At 46.7% G+C, this 21,591-nt stretch carries 24 protein-coding genes and 1 rRNA gene; 14 read left to right on the plus strand and 11 right to left on the minus strand.

The window, feature by feature from the left end:
• Positions 1 to 226, minus strand: a 16S ribosomal RNA gene (locus KIV40_RS11160); the annotation flags it as partial.
• Between the two features lie 508 nt (positions 227 to 734).
• Between KIV40_RS11160 and KIV40_RS11165 the strand changes: the two genes are divergently transcribed.
• A complete protein-coding gene (locus KIV40_RS11165; RefSeq protein WP_134977851.1) occupies positions 735 to 1,286 on the plus strand; it encodes a gamma carbonic anhydrase family protein in 552 nt (183 codons plus the stop codon).
• Positions 1,287 to 1,300: 14 nt separating this feature from the next.
• Here KIV40_RS11165 and KIV40_RS11170 read toward each other — a convergent pair whose 3' ends face one another.
• The 4 genes from KIV40_RS11170 to KIV40_RS11185 form a co-directional block, all read right to left on the minus strand.
• Entirely contained in the window at positions 1,301 to 1,564 is a 264-nt protein-coding gene (locus KIV40_RS11170) for a DUF1488 domain-containing protein (protein ID WP_285349222.1), read from the minus strand.
• A gap of 3 nt (positions 1,565 to 1,567) precedes the next feature.
• The gene (aroE, locus tag KIV40_RS11175) at positions 1,568 to 2,401 is read right to left on the minus strand and encodes a shikimate dehydrogenase (protein WP_134977850.1); all 834 of its coding nucleotides are present in this window, start codon (positions 2,399 to 2,401) and stop codon (positions 1,568 to 1,570) included.
• Between the two features lie 99 nt (positions 2,402 to 2,500).
• Positions 2,501 to 3,418, minus strand: a complete 918-nt coding sequence (gene hemF, locus KIV40_RS11180) for an oxygen-dependent coproporphyrinogen oxidase (protein WP_081234528.1) — start codon at positions 3,416 to 3,418, stop codon at positions 2,501 to 2,503.
• A gap of 34 nt (positions 3,419 to 3,452) precedes the next feature.
• Positions 3,453 to 4,010, minus strand: coding sequence for an L-threonylcarbamoyladenylate synthase (locus KIV40_RS11185; RefSeq protein WP_285349226.1), 558 nt, complete (start codon positions 4,008 to 4,010; stop codon positions 3,453 to 3,455).
• A gap of 199 nt (positions 4,011 to 4,209) precedes the next feature.
• On the opposite strand from KIV40_RS11185, the gene purE reads away from it, so the two are divergent.
• Positions 4,210 to 4,695 (plus strand): 5-(carboxyamino)imidazole ribonucleotide mutase, encoded by a 486-nt coding sequence (purE, locus tag KIV40_RS11190; RefSeq protein ID WP_005429815.1) that lies wholly within the window; start codon positions 4,210 to 4,212, stop codon positions 4,693 to 4,695.
• A gap of 4 nt (positions 4,696 to 4,699) precedes the next feature.
• On the plus strand, positions 4,700 to 5,839 hold the full coding sequence (locus tag KIV40_RS11195; RefSeq protein WP_285349228.1) for a 5-(carboxyamino)imidazole ribonucleotide synthase: 1,140 nt from the start codon (positions 4,700 to 4,702) through the stop codon (positions 5,837 to 5,839).
• 48 nt (positions 5,840 to 5,887) lie between these two features.
• Here KIV40_RS11195 and KIV40_RS11200 read toward each other — a convergent pair whose 3' ends face one another.
• From KIV40_RS11200 to KIV40_RS11215, 4 genes are read right to left on the minus strand one after another with little or no spacing between them, the layout of a single operon-like run.
• Complete coding sequence (locus tag KIV40_RS11200) at positions 5,888 to 6,457, minus strand: type I DNA topoisomerase (protein ID WP_285349230.1); 570 nt, start codon at positions 6,455 to 6,457, stop codon at positions 5,888 to 5,890.
• A gap of 22 nt (positions 6,458 to 6,479) precedes the next feature.
• Positions 6,480 to 6,959 (minus strand): DUF494 family protein, encoded by a 480-nt coding sequence (locus tag KIV40_RS11205; RefSeq protein ID WP_005429833.1) that lies wholly within the window; start codon positions 6,957 to 6,959, stop codon positions 6,480 to 6,482.
• A gap of 2 nt (positions 6,960 to 6,961) precedes the next feature.
• Positions 6,962 to 8,071 (minus strand): DNA-processing protein DprA, encoded by a 1,110-nt coding sequence (gene dprA / locus KIV40_RS11210; protein WP_077262045.1) that lies wholly within the window; start codon positions 8,069 to 8,071, stop codon positions 6,962 to 6,964.
• Complete coding sequence (locus KIV40_RS11215) at positions 8,055 to 9,149, minus strand: LysM peptidoglycan-binding domain-containing protein (RefSeq protein ID WP_285349233.1); 1,095 nt, start codon at positions 9,147 to 9,149, stop codon at positions 8,055 to 8,057. The genes dprA and KIV40_RS11215 overlap by 17 nt, the downstream gene beginning before the upstream one ends.
• Before the next feature lie 138 nt (positions 9,150 to 9,287).
• On the opposite strand from KIV40_RS11215, the gene def reads away from it, so the two are divergent.
• The 6 genes from def to KIV40_RS11245 all read left to right on the plus strand — a co-directional run bounded on the left by def (position 9,288) and on the right by KIV40_RS11245 (position 15,709).
• A complete protein-coding gene (gene def / locus KIV40_RS11220) occupies positions 9,288 to 9,806 on the plus strand; it encodes a peptide deformylase (RefSeq protein WP_285349234.1) in 519 nt (172 codons plus the stop codon).
• A 33-nt stretch (positions 9,807 to 9,839) separates the two neighbouring features.
• Positions 9,840 to 10,787, plus strand: a complete 948-nt coding sequence (gene fmt, locus KIV40_RS11225; RefSeq protein WP_285349236.1) for a methionyl-tRNA formyltransferase — start codon at positions 9,840 to 9,842, stop codon at positions 10,785 to 10,787.
• Positions 10,788 to 10,868: 81 nt separating this feature from the next.
• Entirely contained in the window at positions 10,869 to 12,152 is a 1,284-nt protein-coding gene (rsmB, locus tag KIV40_RS11230; protein ID WP_005535508.1) for a 16S rRNA (cytosine(967)-C(5))-methyltransferase RsmB, read from the plus strand.
• Between the two features lie 64 nt (positions 12,153 to 12,216).
• Complete coding sequence (gene trkA, locus KIV40_RS11235; RefSeq protein WP_005429806.1) at positions 12,217 to 13,593, plus strand: Trk system potassium transporter TrkA; 1,377 nt, start codon at positions 12,217 to 12,219, stop codon at positions 13,591 to 13,593.
• A gap of 9 nt (positions 13,594 to 13,602) precedes the next feature.
• A complete protein-coding gene (locus KIV40_RS11240) occupies positions 13,603 to 15,048 on the plus strand; it encodes a TrkH family potassium uptake protein (protein ID WP_012126638.1) in 1,446 nt (481 codons plus the stop codon).
• Between the two features lie 25 nt (positions 15,049 to 15,073).
• Positions 15,074 to 15,709, plus strand: a complete 636-nt coding sequence (locus tag KIV40_RS11245; RefSeq protein WP_285349245.1) for a DUF3157 family protein — start codon at positions 15,074 to 15,076, stop codon at positions 15,707 to 15,709.
• 38 nt (positions 15,710 to 15,747) lie between these two features.
• On the opposite strand, the gene KIV40_RS11250 is transcribed toward KIV40_RS11245, so the two are convergent.
• Together KIV40_RS11250 and KIV40_RS11255 are read right to left on the minus strand one after the other, a co-directional pair.
• Positions 15,748 to 16,401 (minus strand): hemolysin III family protein, encoded by a 654-nt coding sequence (locus tag KIV40_RS11250; protein ID WP_005535516.1) that lies wholly within the window; start codon positions 16,399 to 16,401, stop codon positions 15,748 to 15,750.
• 72 nt (positions 16,402 to 16,473) lie between these two features.
• Positions 16,474 to 17,280 carry a sporulation protein gene (locus KIV40_RS11255; RefSeq protein ID WP_285349247.1) on the minus strand — a complete coding sequence of 269 codons (807 nt, stop codon included), beginning with the start codon at positions 17,278 to 17,280 and terminating at the stop codon, positions 16,474 to 16,476.
• Between the two features lie 295 nt (positions 17,281 to 17,575).
• On the opposite strand from KIV40_RS11255, the gene KIV40_RS11260 reads away from it, so the two are divergent.
• The 5 genes from KIV40_RS11260 (at position 17,576) to KIV40_RS11280 (ending at position 21,537) form a co-directional block, all read left to right on the plus strand.
• A complete protein-coding gene (locus KIV40_RS11260; protein ID WP_005536917.1) occupies positions 17,576 to 17,743 on the plus strand; it encodes a hypothetical protein in 168 nt (55 codons plus the stop codon).
• Positions 17,744 to 17,866: 123 nt separating this feature from the next.
• The gene (locus KIV40_RS11265) at positions 17,867 to 18,133 is read left to right on the plus strand and encodes a YihD family protein (RefSeq protein ID WP_005429763.1); all 267 of its coding nucleotides are present in this window, start codon (positions 17,867 to 17,869) and stop codon (positions 18,131 to 18,133) included.
• Between the two features lie 310 nt (positions 18,134 to 18,443).
• Positions 18,444 to 19,865 carry a cytochrome c oxidase accessory protein CcoG gene (ccoG, locus tag KIV40_RS11270; RefSeq protein WP_285349249.1) on the plus strand — a complete coding sequence of 474 codons (1,422 nt, stop codon included), beginning with the start codon at positions 18,444 to 18,446 and terminating at the stop codon, positions 19,863 to 19,865.
• Between the two features lie 48 nt (positions 19,866 to 19,913).
• Positions 19,914 to 20,900 carry a serine/threonine protein kinase gene (locus tag KIV40_RS11275; protein WP_041853431.1) on the plus strand — a complete coding sequence of 329 codons (987 nt, stop codon included), beginning with the start codon at positions 19,914 to 19,916 and terminating at the stop codon, positions 20,898 to 20,900.
• A gap of 34 nt (positions 20,901 to 20,934) precedes the next feature.
• Positions 20,935 to 21,537 (plus strand): thiol:disulfide interchange protein DsbA/DsbL, encoded by a 603-nt coding sequence (locus KIV40_RS11280; RefSeq protein WP_005429765.1) that lies wholly within the window; start codon positions 20,935 to 20,937, stop codon positions 21,535 to 21,537.
• Positions 21,538 to 21,591: the final 54 nt, after the last annotated feature.

Genomic DNA, 21,591 nt, shown 5'->3' on the forward strand with positions numbered 1-21,591 from the left:
AGGCCCGAAGGTCCCCCTCTTTGGCCCGTAGGCGTTATGCGGTATTAGCCATCGTTTCCAATGGTTATCCCCCACATCAGGGCAATTTCCTAGGCATTACTCACCCGTCCGCCGCTCGACGCCGTTATCGTTCCCCGAAGGTTCAGATAACTCGTTTCCGCTCGACTTGCATGTGTTAGGCCTGCCGCCAGCGTTCAATCTGAGCCATGATCAAACTCTTCAATTTAAGATTTTGTTCGGCTCAATGAATACTGAACATTCCTTTCGCTAATAAATAGCAGAAGTAATGTTTGAATTGACTGTGCTGAGTCTTTCGACTCAATGGTCACTTCGTATCATTGAAACCTAATTTGAAACCGAAGTTTCTAATTGGATTATCATCAACGAGTGCCCACACAGATTGATAGGTCTATATTGTTAAAGAGCTTTCCTATTGAGCTTTGCTCAAATCGGACGGCCATTTTAGCGAGTTAAAGTTTAGTGTCAATCACTTTTTTCAAACTTTTTTCAAGCGTTTCCACTTGGCTAATTGGCTTGCTAACTTAACCTCGTTTCTTTCGAAGCGTTGCCGTGTCAGCGAGGTGGCATTATAGAGATTGCGATCACATTGGCAAGCCCTTTTTCTCGTTTTTTTTGATTTTTTTGCCGTTTGAGTGTTTTTTATTCTAAAAGGCGAGTTTTTACTATTCTTCTTATCAAATATCACCGTTATTAGCGCTTTATAAGGAATAAAGATGAGTTCAATTAGAAGTTATAAAGGTATACGTCCTCAGTTGGGAAAGCGTGTCTACGTCGACTCAACCTCTGTTTTAGTCGGTGATATCCGAATTGGTGATGATTCTAGTATCTGGCCATTGGTTGCAGCTCGTGGCGATGTAAACCACATTCATATCGGTGACCGTACCAACGTTCAAGATGGCAGCGTGCTTCATGTGACACATAAGAATGCGGATAACCCACTCGGCTATCCTCTCATCATAGGTAATGATGTCACCATTGGTCACAAAGTAATGTTGCATGGCTGCGAGATACACGACCGCGTATTAGTAGGTATGGGTTCGATAGTTTTGGATAATGTGGTTGTAGAATCTGACGTAATGATAGGTGCAGGCAGTTTAGTCCCACCAGGGAAGAGGTTAGAAAGCGGCTATCTATATGTGGGAAGCCCAGTAAAACAAGCTCGCCCTTTATCAGAACAAGAGCAAGCTTTCCTACAAAAGTCTGCCAACAATTATGTACAAAACAAAAATGACTACATTAATGAGGTGGAAGACATCAATAAGTAGTCTGGCAGAGTCAGCTAGTCGATGATGATGTGGCCTTCTTCATTGAAGGCTTCATCTTCTATTAACTCTTCTGCTATTTCTTCTAGATCAAAGCGATTATCAACGAAAGCCTCAATGGCAGCTTGCTCATTAGCTATGATTAAGCCACTCAACTTTTCTAACTTTTGTTTGGTTACGTAGCATTCAATCAATGCGCCAGCCTGTTGGGCTGCGAAATTGATTGATTGTGATGCTTCATCCCATGATTGCATGTCTGGGAATAGAAAGGATTGATTCATCTCTTATTGACCTTCGAGGTTCTTTCTTAATTCTCTGAGTATTTGCTTCGCGCCAGGACGCAAACCACGCCATAACATAAAGCTTTCAGCCGCCTGCCCGACCAACATTCCAAGGCCATCATAAGCATGAGCCGCTCCGTGTTCTTTCGCCCACAGGTTAAAGCTTGTTAACCCCTTGCCATACATCATGTCGTAGCTAGTGCTATTGGTGGAAAAGATAGCAGAAGAGACCGCGGGCAACTCGCCGTTTAATGAAGCAGAGGTTGAGTTAATAATCACGTCGTACGCTTCTTCTATTGTAGTCATCTCCTTCGCTACAATAGGACCATGTGAGACGAATAAGTCTGCAAGCTGTTGTGCTTTACTAAAAGTACGGTTAGTAATCGTTAAAGAAGCAGGTTTCTGATCAAGGAGTGGTTTAATCACACCACGAGCAGCACCACCAGCGCCAATGACCAGAATTCTCGCGCCTTCCAATACGACTTGATGCTGTAGTAGGTCTTGTACCAAGCCTTCTCCATCGGTGTTGTCACCAATGATTTCTCCGTCATCTAGCTTCTTCAGTGTGTTCACAGCACCGGCTAGCTCTGCTCGCTCAGTAAGACGATTGGCAAATCGATAAGCATCTTCTTTAAAAGGCACTGTCACGTTACACCCTTTCCCACCGTCAGCGAAAAAAGCTTTTGCTGCTTCAACAAAGCCATCAACAGGGGCTGTTTCTGCGGTATACACCAATGACTGATTGGTTTGACGAGCAAACAAGGTGTGAATGAATGGCGACTTGCTGTGTCCGATAGGGTTACCAAACACGGCATAACGATCAATTTGCAGAGTCATTTCCTTACCTTTATTCCTTACCCATATAATAAAAACAGGGCCATCTGATTACCGATGACCCTATCACTATCTATCTATACAGAAAAGGAGATTCAACGCTTACCACTCTCGTGGCGTTAGGTATCGCTCGTAAAGTTCAGCTTCTGGAGAGCCAATCTGTGGTTCGTAGCTGTATTCCCAACGTGCAAGTGGTGGCATCGACATAAGAATTGACTCTGTACGACCGCCACTTTGCAGACCAAATAGCGTGCCGCGATCGTACACTAGGTTGAACTCAACGTAGCGACCACGACGATAAAGTTGGAATTCACGCTCGCGCTCACCGAACTCGATGTCTTTACGACGAGAAACAATCGGTAGATACGCTTGGCAGTATCCCTCACCAACCGCTTTGATGTAGTCAAAACACTTGTCGAATTCCCAATGGTTTAAGTCATCAAAGAACAGCCCACCAACACCACGAGTTTCATTTCGGTGTGGAAGGAAGAAGTATTTGTCACACCACGCTTTGTGCTCTGGGTAAACTTCGTCACCAAATGGTGCACAAAGCTGTTTTGCTGTGTCGTGCCATGATTGGCAATCTTCTTCAAATGGGTAGAAAGGCGTAAGGTCAAAACCACCACCAAACCACCAGATTGGATCTTCGCCATCTTTCTCTGCAATAAAGAAGCGGACATTGGCGTGTGAAGTCGGTACATAAGGGTTTTTAGGATGAATAACCAAAGAAACACCCATTGCTTCAAAACGACGCCCCGCTAACTCTGGGCGATGTGCCGTCGCTGATGCTGGCATTTCATTACCTTCTACATGAGAGAAGTTCACCCCTCCTTGCTCGAAGATATGACCATCACGCAATACGCGAGTACGGCCACCGCCACCAAGACGCTCTCCTTTTTCACGTTGCCAGGCATCTTCGACAAAGACGGCCTTTCCATCTTCTTGTTCTAATTGCTGACAAATGGAATCCTGAAGGGACATCAAGAACTGCTTTACGGCGTGCTTATCGATTGCTGACATACGTGTAGTACCTATTGATTGCTGACTAGCAGGGTTAGCCCTGTCTTAATATTTGCGAAGTTTTAGCATCACGAATTTCACTCGGCTTGTCACGACCACTAGTTTCACCACGTAAGATCGCCACAAGTCTATCGCCTAACTGCTCTTCAACTTCTTTCGTCGTGATACAAGGAGGCTGACCAGTAAGATTCGCGCTGGTAGAGGTTAGCGGCTTTCCGAACGCATTACACATCTTTTGTACTAAAGGATGATCCGTCACACGCACTGCGATTGAATCAAATTGTCCCGATACCCAGTGAGAAACTTTGTCACTTGCAGGCATAATCCACGTGTATGGCCCAGGCCAAGTTGCATGGACTTTATCTAATTGCTCTTGAGTCAGCTGAGATTCATCAATATAAGGCAGAAGCTGCTCATAGCTCGCAGCAATAAGGATTAAACCTTTCTCTACTGGACGCTGTTTTAGCTCTAGCAGTTTTTGAATCGCTTCCGGGTTATCTGGGTCACATCCAACACCAAACACCCCCTCTGTTGGGTAGGCAATCACTTCACCTGTTTGTAGTGCTTTTAGCACCTGTTCAAAGTTCTCCACCGATACTTCCTGATAATCTTTTCTGTTGTGTTTGTACTAAGTGTACAAATATTCATTCTCAGAGACTAAAGCAATTTGTTTATAAAATGTATCAATAGCATTTACAAACACACGCAAACGTTTGCTTGAGGTAAAAATCCCCGTATAATGCGCACAAATTTATCAGCTCACCTAATTTTGCAGCTTGAAGGAGTTTGAGATGAAAGTCGGTATCATCATGGGTTCTAAATCAGATTGGCCAACCATGAAACTAGCAGCGGACATGCTGGATCAATTTGGCGTGTCTTACGAAACAAAGGTGGTGTCAGCTCACCGTACTCCTCAATTGTTGGCTGATTACGCAAGCAGCGCGAAAGAACGTGGCATTAAAGTCATCATCGCAGGTGCGGGCGGTGCTGCTCACCTACCAGGTATGGCGGCGGCGTTTACTAGCGTTCCGGTACTTGGCGTCCCTGTGCAGTCTCGTGCGCTGAAAGGCATGGACTCACTGCTTTCTATCGTACAGATGCCAAAAGGTATTGCGGTTGGTACATTGGCGATTGGCGAAGCAGGCGCAGCAAACGCTGGCATCCTAGCAGCTCAAATCCTTGGTACACATGATGAAACGATCATGGCAAAAGTCGAAGCGTTCCGTAACGAACAAACGGAAACCGTATTGGCGAACCCAAACCCTGCTGAGGATTAATCAGATGCATGTACTGGTTCTTGGTGCGGGTCAGTTGGCTCGTATGATGTCTCTGGCTGGTGCGCCACTGAATATTCAAATCTCAGCTTACGACGTGGGCAGCGGTAATATCGTTCATCCACTGACTCAGCACGTACTAGGCAGCGGCTTAGAGAATGCAATTGAACAAGTCGACGTCATTACTGCTGAGTTCGAGCATATCCCACATGATGTGCTCGATGTTTGCGAGGCGAGCGGCAAGTTCCTACCAAGTACGCAAGCCATCAAAGCAGGTGGGGATCGCCGCATTGAAAAGGCATTACTTGATGCTGCTGGCGTGCGTAACGCGAAATACTACGTCATCGAAACTCGCGAAGACTTTGACCGCGCAATTGAACATGTTGGAATGCCAATGGTTCTGAAAAGTGCCTTAGGTGGTTACGATGGTAAAGGCCAGTGGCGCTTAAAAGAAGCTTCTCAAGTCGAAAACATTTGGACAGAGATGGCAGAGTGCATCGCGGCAACACCAACTCAAGCGATTGTTGCTGAGGAATTTGTCCCTTTTAACCGCGAAGTTTCACTGGTTGGTGCTCGCGGTAAAGATGGCAGCGTTGAAGTGTACCCTCTGGCAGAGAACGTCCATACCAATGGTGTATTGAGCCTTTCTACTGCGATTGATGCGCCAGAGTTGCAAGAGCAAGCAAAACAGATGTTCACAGCTGTTGCCAACAACTTGAATTACGTTGGCGTGTTAGCTTTGGAGTTCTTTGACGTTGACGGCACTTTGCTGGTTAACGAAATCGCACCACGCGTACACAACTCTGGCCACTGGACTCAACAGGGCGCAGAAACTTGTCAGTTTGAGAACCACCTACGCGCCGTGTGTGGCATGCCTTTGGGTAGCACGAAACTGGTTCGTGAAACCTCGATGATTAATATTCTTGGTGAAGACACACTACCAGAAGCATTGCTAGCGATGAATGGTTGTCACATTCATTGGTACGGCAAAGAAAAACGTGCGGGTCGCAAGATGGGCCACATCAACGTATGTGGTGACTACACAGGCGAACTTAATCGCAAACTTTGTGCATTAGCAGAAGTTCTGGATGAACAGGCTTTCCCTGCTGTACATGAATTTGGCAAGCATAGAAAAGCATCGGAATAAATAACAAAAGGGTCGCATGATGCGACCCTTTTTAATTCGTACTGAAGATTATTGCGATTGAGTATGCTGGCACTTACGACTCGCGCATTGCAGTTTAACCCCACTGGCAAGTTTCTTTTCTACCAACAAGGTAAATCCACATTCCTCACAGCGGCCTCTTACAGGTGGCAAGTTCACCGCAAATTTGCACTTCGGATAGTTATCACACGCGTAGAATGTTTTACCAAATCGGGTCTTACGCTCAACCAAATACCCTTTACCACATTCAGGGCAAGCATGTTGCTCTTTTGCCTGCTGCTGTGGTTCAGGTTGGTTAATCGACTCAATATGATGGCATGCTGGGTAATGGCTACAACCAACGAACATGCCGTAGCGCCCTTGGCGGAGTACCAACTCGTTGCCACACTCAGGACAAGGCACACCCAACTCTTTCACGATGTGACCATCATTGCTGTGTAGCGGCTTAATGTAATCGCAACTTGGGTATTGGTTACAACCCAGAAAGGGGCCGTGCTTACCGTGCTTAAGCGAAACTTCCCCACCGCATTTAGGGCAAGGTTCGCGCTCAAGCTCATGCTCGTGTGCCGAGAAAAGGTTGTGATCGATTTTACTACTCATACTCACCGCTCAAGCGAAGATATTAATGAAGAATACCTTGTTCCTTGGTGTACAGCAGCTCTTCCATCAGCGTGTAGGCGTTTTCGTTGCCCGGAACATTAAACAGCACCATAAGGATGATCCATTTAAGGTCCTCAAGCTCAAATTCATTGGTTTCAAGCCCCATCACACGGTCGATGACCATCTCACGCGTTTCTGTGGTCAGAACATTGATTTGTTCTAAGAACAACAAGAAACCACGACATTCGAGGTCTAGTCTCTGCATCTCAGATGCGGTATAGATACGTGTCGATGCCGATGCAATGCAGGTTGAAATGGCTGAATGTTCATCGCTTTGTTGCAATGCCGCCAGCTCTTCTAACCAGACAAGGGCTTTGTAGATGTCTTTTTGCTGGAAGCCTGCACGAAGCAATTCATCTTCCAACTCGTCTTGTTCGACCTGTAACTCTGCATCGCTATGGATGTAGGTTTCGAATAGATACATAAGTATATCCATCATCATAGCTAGCCCCTCCCCTTTCGAATATAGCCACCGGATACTGCAACAACATGCCCTGAAAGCTCAAGCTCTAAGAGCTGCATCATGACTTCTTGGACAGGTATATTGGTCCTGCTTGCAAGAATATCAACTGGTGTAGCCTCATTTCCTACGTTAGCTAACAGCTGAGGAAATGGCAATTCTTCTTCATCAATTGGCGCAGAAAATAAATCTAAGCTCTGATTAATAGACCAGTCGAGCAAAGACTGTATTTCATTCAGCACCTCTTGAGTATTTTGTACGAGACATGCCCCGTTCTGAATCAATTGATTACCGCCACTTGCGTTGGGTGCATTAATCGAAGCTGGCAGAGCGAAAACTTCTCGACCTTGTTCTAAAGCATAACGCGCCGTAATCAAGGAGCCACTTTTTTCAGCCGCTTCCACCACCAAAACACCCAGTGACAAACCACTGATGATTCGATTACGACGTGGAAAGTTTTCTGCACGAGGCTTAGCATCTGGACGAAACTCTGAAACAAGCGCTCCATTTTCAGCCACTCGCTGTGCCAAGCCGCGGTGTCTTGCTGGGTACACTTGTTCTAATCCCGAGCCCAGCACTGCGATGGTTTTACCTCCAGCTAACAGCGCACCATCATGAGCATGGCCATCAATACCCAATGCTAAGCCACTAGTGACGATCAGATCGTGTTGCACCAAGTCAGATGCAAAAGTTCTTGCGTGTTGTAGCCCATCCACACTGGCATTACGGCTGCCAACCATAGCTATTTGAGGTTGAGACAAACAGCTCGCCTCTCCTTTTACAAAGAGTAAAGGAGGCGGTGCGACGGTTTGTTTGAGAAGTGGCGGATACAAAGCATCCGCCAAAGTAAGAATATGATGATGAGAAGATGCTGCAACCCAAGTCAGACAAGCATCGACTTCTTTATCGACCTGCGACCATGCTTGCAACTGTTTTGCCGTTAAGCCTAAAAGCTGAAGCTGCTCCGTGGAATATTGGACAATATTGCTCGGCGTATCTTTACTGAGCAGCTTATTCATCTTGACCCCACCGATGCCCGGTAAACAACTAAGCTTTAACCAGGCAGCGAGATCAATATCATTTTGTGGTGTCATTGGTGGTTGATTCCTCAGCCAGAGGAGAAACCACAGACACCTCTTTATTAATTGGCTTGGTGCTATTAGTAATCAGCGCGAGGCTAAAGTATTCATAAGGACGAATGACAAGCAACTCACCTACTTTGCTTTGTGGCAAAGTAATCTCAGTATCGAGTACACCGTTATCTTTAGCAAAGTCGTCCCCATTCTTGAATACTGGATGGGCATCCTCTTTTAAATCAAACACGCTGCCTTGGCGAAGTTCATCCGATATACCTTTATCAATCACCACCACTTGGTTGGTCGAGCTATAACGAATACCTTCAATGTTACCCAATAGTTTGGCAGAGGCGCCTTGTGGGGATGGAAGAGGATAGAACGTTGCCGTGAAGTCGCCGCTATCTAACGCTTGTACCGGCAAAGCAATATCATTACGGATAATCTCTTGCAGCTGCGTGGTGATCTTCAAACCAGAAAACTCACTGGATGCTTCAACAAGCTCCCCTTTCGCAATCAAACGCAGAGCCGTAATTTTTTGTGATACATCCTCGCGTGAAAAGGTCTCCACCGGTCGGTAGATGGCCCATCCAGTCGAAGTTTGCTCACCACTGATGTACAGCGTGTCTTCTGCAGTAAGGAACTTATTGCCTTTGCTGCTACCCATCACTTTCGCTGCATTATCTAGTGTCTCATCATCAACTAAACGATCAGACTTCAGATATGGCATCACCAACCCTTCCGCCACAGTCGGTACCGCTTTCTTTTCCGTGATACGGGCTTTTGGGCTGAGCTTTTTGACTGGTTTTAAGCTTAAAACTGGCTGGCCATTAATCCACACTAACGACAACTTATCGCCAGGGTAAATCAGATGTGGGTTATCAATTTCTGGGTTTACCTGCCATAGACGAGGCCACAACCAAGGGCTATCCAGATACATCGCCGAAATATCCCACAACGTGTCACCTTTAACCACAACGTAAGTTTTGGGTGCATCATCTTTAACGGTAAGTGGTTGGGAATCCGTGTTTGCTACGGCACTGAAAGAGAAAAGTAACGGCAACGTAATACGAGAAACGTTGCGGAAAATTCGATTCATGACCCTCGTCCTTGGTCTATTAGGCAGTTACCAGAATGGAAATTGGTATCAGGATGCTGTCATTTAGGTCATAAAATGTCTAGAATTGAGCCAACAAGGTTTGTGCTGTTACGGCACAGTTCAATATTTCGAGTGAATATGTCTGTATTACAAGTATTAACATTCCCAGATGATCGCCTGCGTACCGTTGCAAAACCTGTAGAAGAGGTGACACCTGAGATTCAAAAAATCGTCGATGAAATGATTGAAACCATGTACGACGAAGAAGGTATTGGCCTGGCTGCAACGCAGGTTGATATCCACAAACGTATCGTAGTGATTGATATTTCTGAAACTCGTGATGAGCCTATGGTGCTTATCAACCCTGAGATTCTAGAAAAGCGTGGCGAAGATGGCATCGAAGAAGGCTGTCTATCGGTACCAGGTGCGCGTGCACTTGTGCCTCGCGCTGCTGAAGTTACGGTTAAAGCGCTAGATCGCGATGGCAAAGAATACACCTTTGAAGCCGACGATCTGCTAGCAATCTGTGTTCAACACGAACTAGACCACCTAATGGGCAAACTGTTCGTGGATTACCTATCGCCACTGAAGCGTAAGCGTATTCAAGACAAGCTAGCGAAAATCAAACGCTTTAACGAGAAACAGCAAAACGCTTAATCTCGATACAATTTAATTAGAAGGAAGCCTACCTTGAGTCAGTCTTTACGTATTGTCTTTGCAGGTACTCCGGATTTCGCCGCCCGTCACTTGGCGGCGTTGTTGTCTTCGGAGCACGAAGTAATTGCGGTTTACACTCAACCAGACCGCCCAGCAGGTCGTGGTAAGAAGCTTACTGCAAGCCCAGTAAAAACCATCGCGCTTGAGCACGACATTCCGGTATATCAACCAGAAAACTTCAAATCAGACGAAGCAAAGCAAGAGCTTGCCGATCTGAACGCCGACATCATGGTAGTTGTTGCTTACGGCTTATTACTTCCACAAGTTGTACTAGACACACCTAAACTAGGTTGTATCAACGTACACGGTTCGATTCTTCCTCGCTGGCGCGGCGCGGCCCCTATCCAACGTTCAATTTGGGCAGGTGATGCAGAAACTGGCGTAACCATCATGCAGATGGATATCGGTCTGGACACGGGTGACATGCTAAAAATCGCGACAGTGCCGATTGAAGCAAGTGACACCAGTGCGTCGATGTACGAGAAACTGGCTGGCTTAGGCCCAGATGCACTGATCGACTGTCTAGCAGATATCGCCGCTGGCAAAGCAAAGCCAGTGAAGCAAGATGACGAGCTAGCAAACTACGCGAAGAAGCTGAGCAAAGAAGAAGCACGTATCGATTGGAATGACGACGCGGCACATATTGAACGCTGTGTTCGCGCATTCAACCCATGGCCAATGAGCCACTTTGAAGCCGCTGAAAACAGCATCAAGGTATGGCAAAGCCGTGTTGAAGAGCAAACCAGCGACAAACCTGCGGGCACCATCTTGCAAGCAGATAAGACCGGTATCTATGTTGTGACAGGCAACGGCGTATTGGTACTGGAACAACTGCAGGTTCCGGGTAAAAAAGCCATGTCAGTTCAAGATATTCTGAACTCACGTGCATCTTGGTTTGAAGTTGGCACTCAACTGGTTTAAAAAACCAACCATAGTGTCAAACACCAATAATACGAACTTTTAGAGGGCAGAGATGCCCTCCTTTACTTTAAGGTACTCATCATGAATGTTCGCGCTGCGGCTGCCAACGTCTTGTATCTTGTCGTCGACAAGGGCCACTCACTTTCAAGCGCTCTTCCAGCGGCTCAACAAAACGTACGACCACGTGACCACGCTCTTCTGCAAGAGATCTGTTACGGCGCTCTACGTTACCTCCCTCGCCTAGAAATGATTGCAAACCAGTTGATGGATAAGCCGTTAAAAGGCAAACAACGCGTTTTCCATCACCTGATTTTGGTTGGTATTTATCAGCTAAGCTTCATGCGTATTCCTGCGCACGCTGCAGTCGGTGAAACGGTTGAAGGCACGAAAGAGCTGAAAGGCCCTCGCTTGCGTGGTCTTATCAACGCTGTATTGCGTAACTACCAGCGCAACCAAGAAGAACTAGACCAAATGGCGGTCAGCAACAATGCGGGCAAGTATGGCCACCCAAGCTGGTTACTAAAGCTGCTGCAAGAAGCTTACCCAGAGCAGTGGGAAAGCATTGTTGAAGCCAACAACCAGAAAGCGCCAATGTGGTTGCGTGTAAACCACCAGCACCACACTCGTGATGAATACCTTGCGCTACTCAAAAATGAAAACATTGATAGCACGCCACACACACAAGCAATGGACGCCCTAAAATTGGCGGCGCCATGCGATGTGATGAAACTGCCGGGCTTTGAAAAAGGTTGGGTATCGGTGCAAGATGCGGCAGCGCAGCTGTCGATTAACTATCTTGAACCAAAAGATGGCGAGCTGATCCTAGACTGCTGTGCAGCACCTGGTGGTAAGACGGCACACATTCTTGAGCGTACGTCTGGCAGCGAAGTGGTTGCCATTGACTGCGACGACACACGTCTTAAACGTGTGCACGAAAACCTGAAACGTCTCAACCTTCAGGCAAAAGTGGTTTGCGGCGATGCACGTCATCCTCAAGAATGGTGGCAAGGCGAACAATTTGATCGCATTTTGCTGGACGCACCATGTTCTGCAACGGGCGTAATTCGTCGTCACCCAGACATCAAATGGCTACGTCGTGCTGATGATATTGCCGCACTTGCGGAACTACAGAGCGAAATTTTTGATGCAATGTGGACGCAACTGAAACCTGGCGGCACCATGGTTTACGCAACTTGTTCAATCACACCACAAGAAAACGTGGAACAAGTAAAAGCGTTCTTAGCGCGCACTGCAAACGCGCAATTAGTGGACTCCGATCCAAAGCAACCTGGTCGTCAGATTCTGCCAGGTGAAGAAGATATGGATGGTTTCTACTACGCAGTGCTAACAAAAAAACACGCGTAACAGCATGCTAAATAGGGCGATTGAAGTGAATTCAATCGCCTTTTTCAGATAACGAGTAAAGAGTATGAAAATCATTATTCTTGGTGCTGGTCAGGTTGGCGGCACACTGGCGGAAAACCTAGTTGGTGAGAATAACGACATCACCATCGTCGACAAAAATGGCGACCGACTGCGTGAGTTGCAAGACAAGTACGACCTACGAGTGGTCAACGGTCACGCAAGCCACCCAGACGTTCTGCATGAAGCAGGAGCGCAAGACGCTGATATGCTTGTCGCAGTAACCAACACCGACGAGACCAACATGGCAGCCTGTCAGGTTGCGTTCACTCTGTTCAATACCCCCAACCGTGTTGCACGTATTCGTTCTCCAGAATATCTGGCAGAAAAAGAAGCCCTATTTAAGTCTGGTGCTATTCCTGTCGATCACCTTATCGCACCAGAAGAGTTGGTAACCAGCTACATCGAGCGCCTCATTCAATACCCAGGCGCGCTGCAAGTAGTAAGCTTTGCCGAGCAAAAAGTCAGCCTAGTAGCCGTTAAAGCCTATTACGGTGGTCCGCTTGTGGGCAACGCTCTGTCTGCTCTGCGTGAGCACATGCCACACATCGATACTCGTGTTGCTGCGATTTTCCGTCAGGGACGTCCTATTCGCCCGCAAGGCACTACCATCATTGAAGCTGATGATGAGGTGTTCTTCGTTGCTGCAAGTAACCACATTCGCTCGGTAATGAGTGAGCTTCAGCGACTTGAGAAGCCTTACCGCCGCATCATGATTGTTGGCGGTGGTAACATCGGTGCGAGTTTAGCCAAACGCCTTGAGCAAACTTACAGTGTTAAACTGATTGAGCGTAACTATCAGCGTGCAGAGAAGCTGTCTGAGCAACTAGAAAACACCATCGTTTTCTGTGGTGATGCGGCAGACCAAGAACTGCTTACTGAAGAAAACATCGACCAAGTAGATGTGTTCATTGCGCTGACTAACGAAGATGAAACCAACATCATGTCAGCGATGTTGGCAAAACGCATGGGCGCAAAGAAGGTGATGGTGCTGATCCAACGCGGCGCTTATGTCGACCTTGTACAAGGCGGCGTGATTGATGTGGCGATCTCCCCACAGCAAGCGACGATTTCTGCCCTACTCACGCACGTTCGTCGTGCTGACATCGTTAACGTTTCTTCTCTGCGTCGTGGCGCAGCAGAAGCCATCGAAGCCGTTGCGCACGGTGACGAGACCACATCTAAAGTGGTCGGTCGCGCAATTGGCGACATTAAACTCCCACCAGGAACCACCATTGGTGCCATCGTTCGTGGCGAAGAAGTACTTATAGCACACGATCGTACCGTCATCGAGCAAGATGACCACGTCGTGATGTTCCTGGTCGACAAAAAGTACGTACCAGACGTCGAAGCGCTGTTCCAGCCTAGCCCATTCTTCCTCTAGGATTTTCCTATGGTCAACTTACGTCCCGTACTGTTTGTTATCGGGCTGGTTCTATCCAAACTGGCCCTTTTTATGTACGTGCCGACTTTGGTCGCATTTTTCACCGGTACGGGCGGATTCCTCGATTTCGCCCAAGCCGTAGTAATCACCCACCTTGCCGCATTCATCTGTTTGACGATTGGTCGAACCGCCAAATTCAAACTCAGCGTGCGTGATATGTTCCTCATCACCAGCTTGGTATGGACCATCGCCAGTGCGTTTGCTGCATTGCCGTTTGTGTTTATCAACCACATTAGCTTTACCGACGCCTACTTCGAAACCATGTCAGGTATCACTACTACGGGTTCGACCGTGTTAAGTGGCTTAGATAATATGGCGCCAAGCATCTTATTGTGGCGCTCTATTTTGCAATGGTTGGGTGGTATTGGCTTTATCGTAATGGCAGTAGCTATCCTACCGATGCTTAACGTTGGTGGTATGAAGCTGTTCCAAACCGAATCCTCCGATTGGTCAGACAAAAGCAGCCCTAGAGCCAAAACCGTTGCGAAGAACATCGTATTGGTGTACTTGATGCTGACAGGCTTGTGTATCATCGGCTATTTGCTGACTGGCATGAACCTTTTTGAAGCGATCAACCACGCCTTCACAACCCTCTCAACAGGCGGTTACTCAACGTCAGATGGTTCGATGAACCATTTCTCCAATGGTGCACATTGGGTTGCTACTACTTTTATGTTCCTTGGTGGTCTGCCATTCCTACTGTTTGTCGCAGCATTACGTAAACGCAGCCTCGAGGTGTTAATTAGAGACGCCCAAGTTCGTGGCTTTACCTACTTATTCTTGTTCTCTAGCTTAGTGATATCAGCTTGGCTGGTGCTCCGCGATGGTTACACCATTTTGGATGCTTTGCGCGTTTCAATGTTCAACATCGTGTCGGTCGTCACCACAACGGGCTTTGGTCTAGAAGACTTCACCGCATGGGGCGCTTTGCCAACCACACTGTTTGCCTTCTTAATGATGGCGGGCGCGTGTTCAGGCTCGACCTCTGGCGGGATAAAAATCTTCCGTTTCCAGATCGCGATGACGCTGCTTAACAAGCAAATCATGAAGCTGATTCACCCATCAGGCGTGTTCGTTCAGCGCTACAACCAACGCCCAGTAAATGACGATATTGTTCGCTCAGTAGTGGCATTTGGTTTGATGTTCTTTATCACCATCATCTTTATTGCAGGCTGCTTAAGTGCACTTGGCCTAGACCCTGTGACCAGTATTTCTGGTTCGATTACCGCGGTAGCGAACGTAGGTCCGGGCATGGGCAGCGTGATTGGCCCAACAGGTAACTTTGCGCCTTTACCAGACGCTGCTAAGTGGCTGCTAAGCTTTGGTATGTTAATGGGCCGTTTGGAAATTCTGACCATTCTTGTACTGTTCTTCCCTGCGTTTTGGCGCCGTTAAACAGACTCAAATAAAAGGTATAACAATGAAAATATGGATCACTCTGGCGACCCTACTCGCCTCTTCATCGGTATACGCAGCCGAAGTTGTGAAACTGGCGGATGGACGCGAAGTAAAACTGAACGACGACTTAACGTGGGAATATGTCGTGAAAAAGGACACGCCAAAAGCCACAGAGACCACGCTAGAAAAAGTTGAAGCAGTAGAAGCGGCGGCTGTCGTAGCCTCAACTACCGCCGTTGAAGCCGTGGCAACACCAACCCCTACAACAGAGATTGCGACGATTCCGGTTGTGAACAAGAAAGTCGGTACCACCGTTGTTGTAAACGCGAAGAAGCCAACCATGCAGCTGTCTGATTCAGGTGTGGATGTATTGATTGGCTCGGCAAGCTACGAAAATGGTGAACTGATGTTCCCTACTTCTATCACTAACCAAAGCTCACAATCAGTGATTCAGGTAGAAGTGGAAGTACAGGTATTCGATATGACTGGCAAACCATTGGCGAAACAAAGCGTCACGGTTTGGCAATCTATCAAACGTATGGCAGATACCTACCTTCGCCCACAACAAGCCGAGCAAGGTAAAGCGATCAAACTGGCAGTGCCACAATCGCAGCAATACCAGTTCTCAGCAGAGGTATTAGAAGTCAAAACACGCTAATACGACAAGACATGCTTTGTCGGGTTTATCTCTATCAGCTAGATAGGCTCGACAAAGTAATAAATCGCGAAGAAGTGACACACACAACCCGCCAACACAAAGCCGTGCCAAATTGCGTGATTAAATGGGATTCGCTTGGCAACGTAGAAAATCACCCCAATCGAATACACCAACCCACCCACGGCTAAAAGCGTCAAACCACCAATATCCAGATTTATCGCCAGTTGGTAAATCACAATCAATGATAACCAGCCCATCACCAGATACGTCATCAAAGATAGTTTTTTGAATCGATAGACAAACGCGACTTTCATGATGATGCCGATCAGCGCGATGGTCCAAATCACAATCATCAACCCAATCGCCAACGGTGTGCGCAGACTTACTAACAAGAATGGTGTGTAGCTACCCGCAATCAAAAGATAGATGGCGCAGTGGTCGAAGGTTTTCAGCCAACGCTTGGCTTTAGGGTATGGGATAGCATGGTAGAGGGTGGATGCCAGAAATAGCACAATCATGCTAGAACCATAGATCGCCATACTGGTAATGGTCAGTGTGTCTGCTTGATGATCGACGGCTTTGATAAGAAGCAGAACCAAACCAACAATACCGAAGATCATTCCAATACCATGAGTAATGGAGTTGGCTAGCTCTTCGCCCTGACTGTATTGTGCTTTCTGTGGTGAGGACATGAACGCGCCTATACTAGAGTTTTGAATATTAACCCTAGTATGGCACATTAAGCGTACACGTGTAAGCTTAAATTAAGACTCGTGGGCAGCCGTGGTTTGTTCGAGGTAATTGAGGATCAGCGAGCCAACTTCGTCCAGTTTGGTGTTTACCGGAATGCTCAGTTCACGTTTGAGTTTTCCGCTTCCCAATAAACTTGCCAGCATGCCACTTGCACCAGTACGAGTACGGTCTACTTCAAACCACAGTTTAAGATTTTGCTCGTCACGATGAGCAACAAATTCCAGCTCTCGCCATACACCATGATATGGGCCATCGGTTGGCACCATTTCAAACTCTTGCACAAATGGTAGATCGAAGCCTTTGACTTCTTCGCACTCTACTTGGCGAATGCGTAAACCTTGTGATTCAAAAGCAGACAAAACGGCATCCATGAGTGGATCGGGTCTAACGGTAAGAATGTCTTTGTCAGTTGGGTCGAGCGCCATTGCAACGTCTAAGCCGGTCTCTAACCAAACTTTGGCATCACCGATGGTGACAGGGGTGTTCCAAGGCACATCGAGTTTGACCTCAAAGGTGCGATCTTCGCCAGGATGGATGGTAAATGCGTATGGGAGGTTCCACTTGACCAGCACATGTGTTTGCGGTACACGACGCATACTGTGTCCTTCTCGCGCCCCACGATCATCTGGTGCTTCTGCGATGTAACGACAGCAAAGCTTAAGATCGATGTTATCGATCGCTTGTTCCGTTGCGCCGCCATAAACATGGATTGAAACATCCACGCTTTGACCGGGATACAGCACGTCTTGGTTCAGGATCGAGTCAACCTTCGCACTGCCAATCCCAAAACTCGCAAGTGTCTTCTTCAAAAATGACATATGCACCTCCTTTGTAGAAATCTCATACTACTACTGCTGATCACCGGATCAAAACAAAATTCGTCTCGATTTCGCACTAAAAACCATAAAATCCATACAATTCAACTGCTCAACTATCGACCAATTATGGCAGGAATGCTAACCTATACATGATATGCATGCATATCGTTATTCCTGATTCATTATTTGGATTGGCGAAAGCCAGAAGAGCCACCCTTCAAGCAGTTGAAGCTCAACTCATAGTGACTCAGGCCATTACATCGGCAATGGATATGCCTGGCAGTTAGGTATCTAAATGCGCCCAACAACAGTCAGGTTCGCACATACAAATCGTAGTGCAATGCGCCGTCGCAGTGGTTTCACTGCTGCGCCAAAGGCAAAACAAGTTGCGCCAGCAATGACTCTGGTTGAGAAAACAGCGATTATGCCAAGTGTTCCAAACAAAGTTATCAAAGCAGCTTAATTAAAAAGCGCGGCAACCACCGCGCTTTTTTCTTTTCTCTCTACCCTTTTCCTATTTGGTGTTCGCCGAGCAATTTGATACCTTTAGTAGCAAATAACACCTATAAATTATGTGGAGAAAGAAATGAAGTGTCATCGTATTGAAGAGCTGCTTGAGCTACTAGAGCCTGAGTGGCACAAAGACCAAGAAATGAACTTGCTACAATTCATCATGAAGCTGGCGAACGAAGCAGGTTATGAAGGTAAATTGGAAGATCTGACCGATGACGTGCTGATCTACCACCTAAAAATGCGCAACAGCGGTAAAGACGAAATGATCCCGGGTCTAAAGAAAGACCAAGAAGACGACTTTAAGACCGCGATTCTACGCGCGCGCGGTATCATCAAGTAAACCGCGCAAAACCTAGCATTGATAAGCGACTCATTTGAGTCGCTTTTTTATAACTAAATCAAACAGTTCAAACGGCAGTTATAACTGTTCAGTCATTTATCTGGTTAACTGTACTGACTTTTGTTGTTAAACATTGACTGCGTTAAAGAAACGGAATTGTTATTGATTGTATAATCGCCGTTCATCAGTATTTACTAAAATAATTATGTTCAACCATGTGTCGTGGTTTGGACCAAACAGCAATGTCATCGAGCGACATCATTAGAAGTGCCGCCGTACATTATAAGAAAGCCTAAAGAAGGATGAGTGCATGAGTCAGGATAAGATTGATATCAAAGATGTGACTCCAAAGACCTTTAACCCCAAGACCCACAAAGGCAACGGGGATCGTTTCAACCCAAGCAATCGAATCTATGTTCGCGAAAGCAAAGGTACGTTCCAAAAACTGCGTCGCTATGGCGGTTGGTTTTTGTTGCTGTTTTTTGCCCTGATTCCTTGGATTCCTTACGGCGAGCGCCAAGCCATTTTGCTGGACATCGGTAACCAGCAGTTCAACTTTTTCGGCACCACGCTGTACCCACAAGACCTCACCCTACTCGCTCTGCTATTTGTGATAGCCGCGTTTGGACTGTTCTTCATCACTACCTTCTTAGGCCGGGTTTGGTGTGGCTATCTGTGTCCGCAAACCGTGTGGACCTTTATGTATATATGGTTTGAGGAAAAACTAGAAGGCAGTGCCAATAAGCGTCGTAAACAGGATTCCAACAAGCTAACCGCTAACTTAGCGATGCGTAAAGCCCTCAAACACATAGCCTGGTTTTCGATAGCCCTCGCAACTGGCTTTACCTTTGTCGGTTACTTTGTGCCAATGAAGCAACTGGTTATCGACTTTTTTACCTTTAATGCTAACTTCTGGCCAGTATTTTGGGTGATGTTCTTTGCCATTTGTACTTACGGCAACGCTGGGTGGATGCGTTCTATTATGTGTATTCACATGTGTCCTTACGCGCGCTTCCAATCGGCGATGTTCGACAAAGACACCTTCATCGTGGGCTACGATTCTAAACGTGGTGAAAAGCGCGGCCCTCGCTCACGCAAAGCCGATCCAAAACAACTTGGCTTGGGCGACTGTATCGACTGTGATTTGTGTGTTCAAGTATGCCCAACTGGCATCGATATCCGTGATGGTTTGCAGTATGAGTGTATCAACTGTGGTGCATGTATTGATGCATGTGACAACACCATGGAACGCATGGGTTACGAGAAAGGCCTAATCAACTACACCACAGAGCATCGTCTCTCAGGTAAGAGTACCAAAGTCATGCGTCCAAAACTGCTTGGCTATGGTGCGGTACTACTAGTGATGATTGGCCTGTTCTTCCTCCAAGTCGCATCGGTTGATCCAGCAGGCATGAGCGTACTGCGTGACCGTAACCAATTGTTCCGAGTGAACAGCTCTGGCGAAGTGGAAAACACCTACACACTGAAAGTCATCAACAAAACTCAACAAGTTCAAGAATACGATTTAAATGTAGAAGGACTAAGTGATGTCAGCTGGTATGGCAAACAAACCATTCAAGTTGAACCGGGTGAAGTATTGAACTTACCAATGAGCCTCGGCGCAGATCCTGACAAGCTAAACTCTGCGATCACGACAATTCAGTTTATACTCACCGATAAGAGTAACGAATTCACTATCGAAGTAGAAAGCCGATTTATCAAGAAGCTATAACTTCGATGACTAATGGAAAAAGGCTCAGCAATGAGCCTTTTTATTTATATGTCCCAAGGTACTTTCAACTTTGATGCCCTCACGCCTGACTTTATGTGGTACGCGCTAGAGAGCATCGGCATTCGAGCAGAATCGGGCTTTCTAGCACTCAACAGCTACGAAAACCGCGTTTACCAATTCACAGACGAAGAACGCCAGCGCTACGTGGTGAAGTTCTACCGTCCAGAACGCTGGAGCAATGAGCAGATTCAAGAAGAACACAACTTCACCCTTGAACTGATCGACAACGAAATCCCTGTCGCACCACCTGTACTTATCAACGGTGAAACACTGCATCATTATCAAGGTTATGGCTTTGCTTTGTTTGAAAGTGTCGGCGGTCGTCAATACGAAGTCGATAACTTAGATCAGCTCGAAGGTGTAGGTCGTTTCCTCGGCCGTATCCATAAAGTAGGTAGCCGACAAGCTTTCCAACATAGACCAACTATTGGCTTACAAGAATACCTCTATCAACCGAGAGAGATTCTGCAAAACGCCAACATGATTCCGATGCATTTAGAGAACAGCTTCTTCAATGATTTGGATATGCTAATCAAATCCATTGAAAGTCACTGGCAAGAAGGCTTCAACACCATTCGTCTGCATGGCGATTGCCATCCAGGTAACATCTTATGGCGTGATGGCCCAATGTTTGTCGATTTGGATGACTCACGTAATGGCCCTGCGGTCCAAGATTTATGGATGCTGCTCAACGGCGAACGCCAAGACAAACTGATGCAATTAGATATTGTTTTAGAAGGTTACCAAGAGTTTTGCGATTTTAACTCGGCAGAATTGAAACTAATCGAGCCTCTTCGCGGTCTACGAATGGTGCACTATATGGCATGGCTAGCAAAACGTTGGCATGACCCGGCATTTCCGCTCGCTTTTCCATGGTTCAATGAGCCAAAATACTGGGAAGGTCAGGTCCTTGCATTTAAAGAGCAGATTGCCAGCTTAGAAGAAGCACCACTGTCTTTAATGCCTCAATGGTAAGTCAGGCCGAACAATTCAAAATGGAGATTATTAAATGAAAAAACTGTTCGCACTGTTTTCTATGCTGATGCTAAGCCTGTCGGCACATGCAGCGCAATTCAAAGAAGGTGAGCACTACAAAGTATTGGATCTAGAGGCGTCGAAAAAGCCTGTCGTGACTGAGTTCTTCTCTTTCTACTGTCCACACTGTAATACGTTTGAGCCAATTATCCAGCAACTTAAGAAGCAGCTACCTGAAGGCGCGAAGCTACAAAAGAACCACGTTTCTTTCATGGGCGGCAACATGGGCCCTTCAATGAGCAAAGCCTACGCGACTATGGTTGCACTTAAAGTTGAAGACAAGATGGTGCCAGTGATGTTTAACCGCATTCACAACATGCGTAAAGCACCTCGTGATGACGCAGAGCTTCGTCAAATCTTCCTAGATGAAGGCGTAGACGCGAAGAAATTCGATGCAGCATTCAAAGGCTTTGCGGTTGATTCAATGGTTCGTCGTATGGACAAGCAATTTGAAAATAGCGGTCTAACTGGCGTTCCTGCTGTTATCGTCAACAACAAGTACCTAGTTCAAGCACAAGGTATTAAATCCACTGAGGAATACTTTGCCTTGGTTGATTACCTACTGACGCTTAAGTAACTCGAGTCGAACATCAAACGAAAGGGGAGCATCTTGCTCTAATGCCGATCAGTT

The organism is Vibrio sp. D173a (assembly GCF_030248475.1).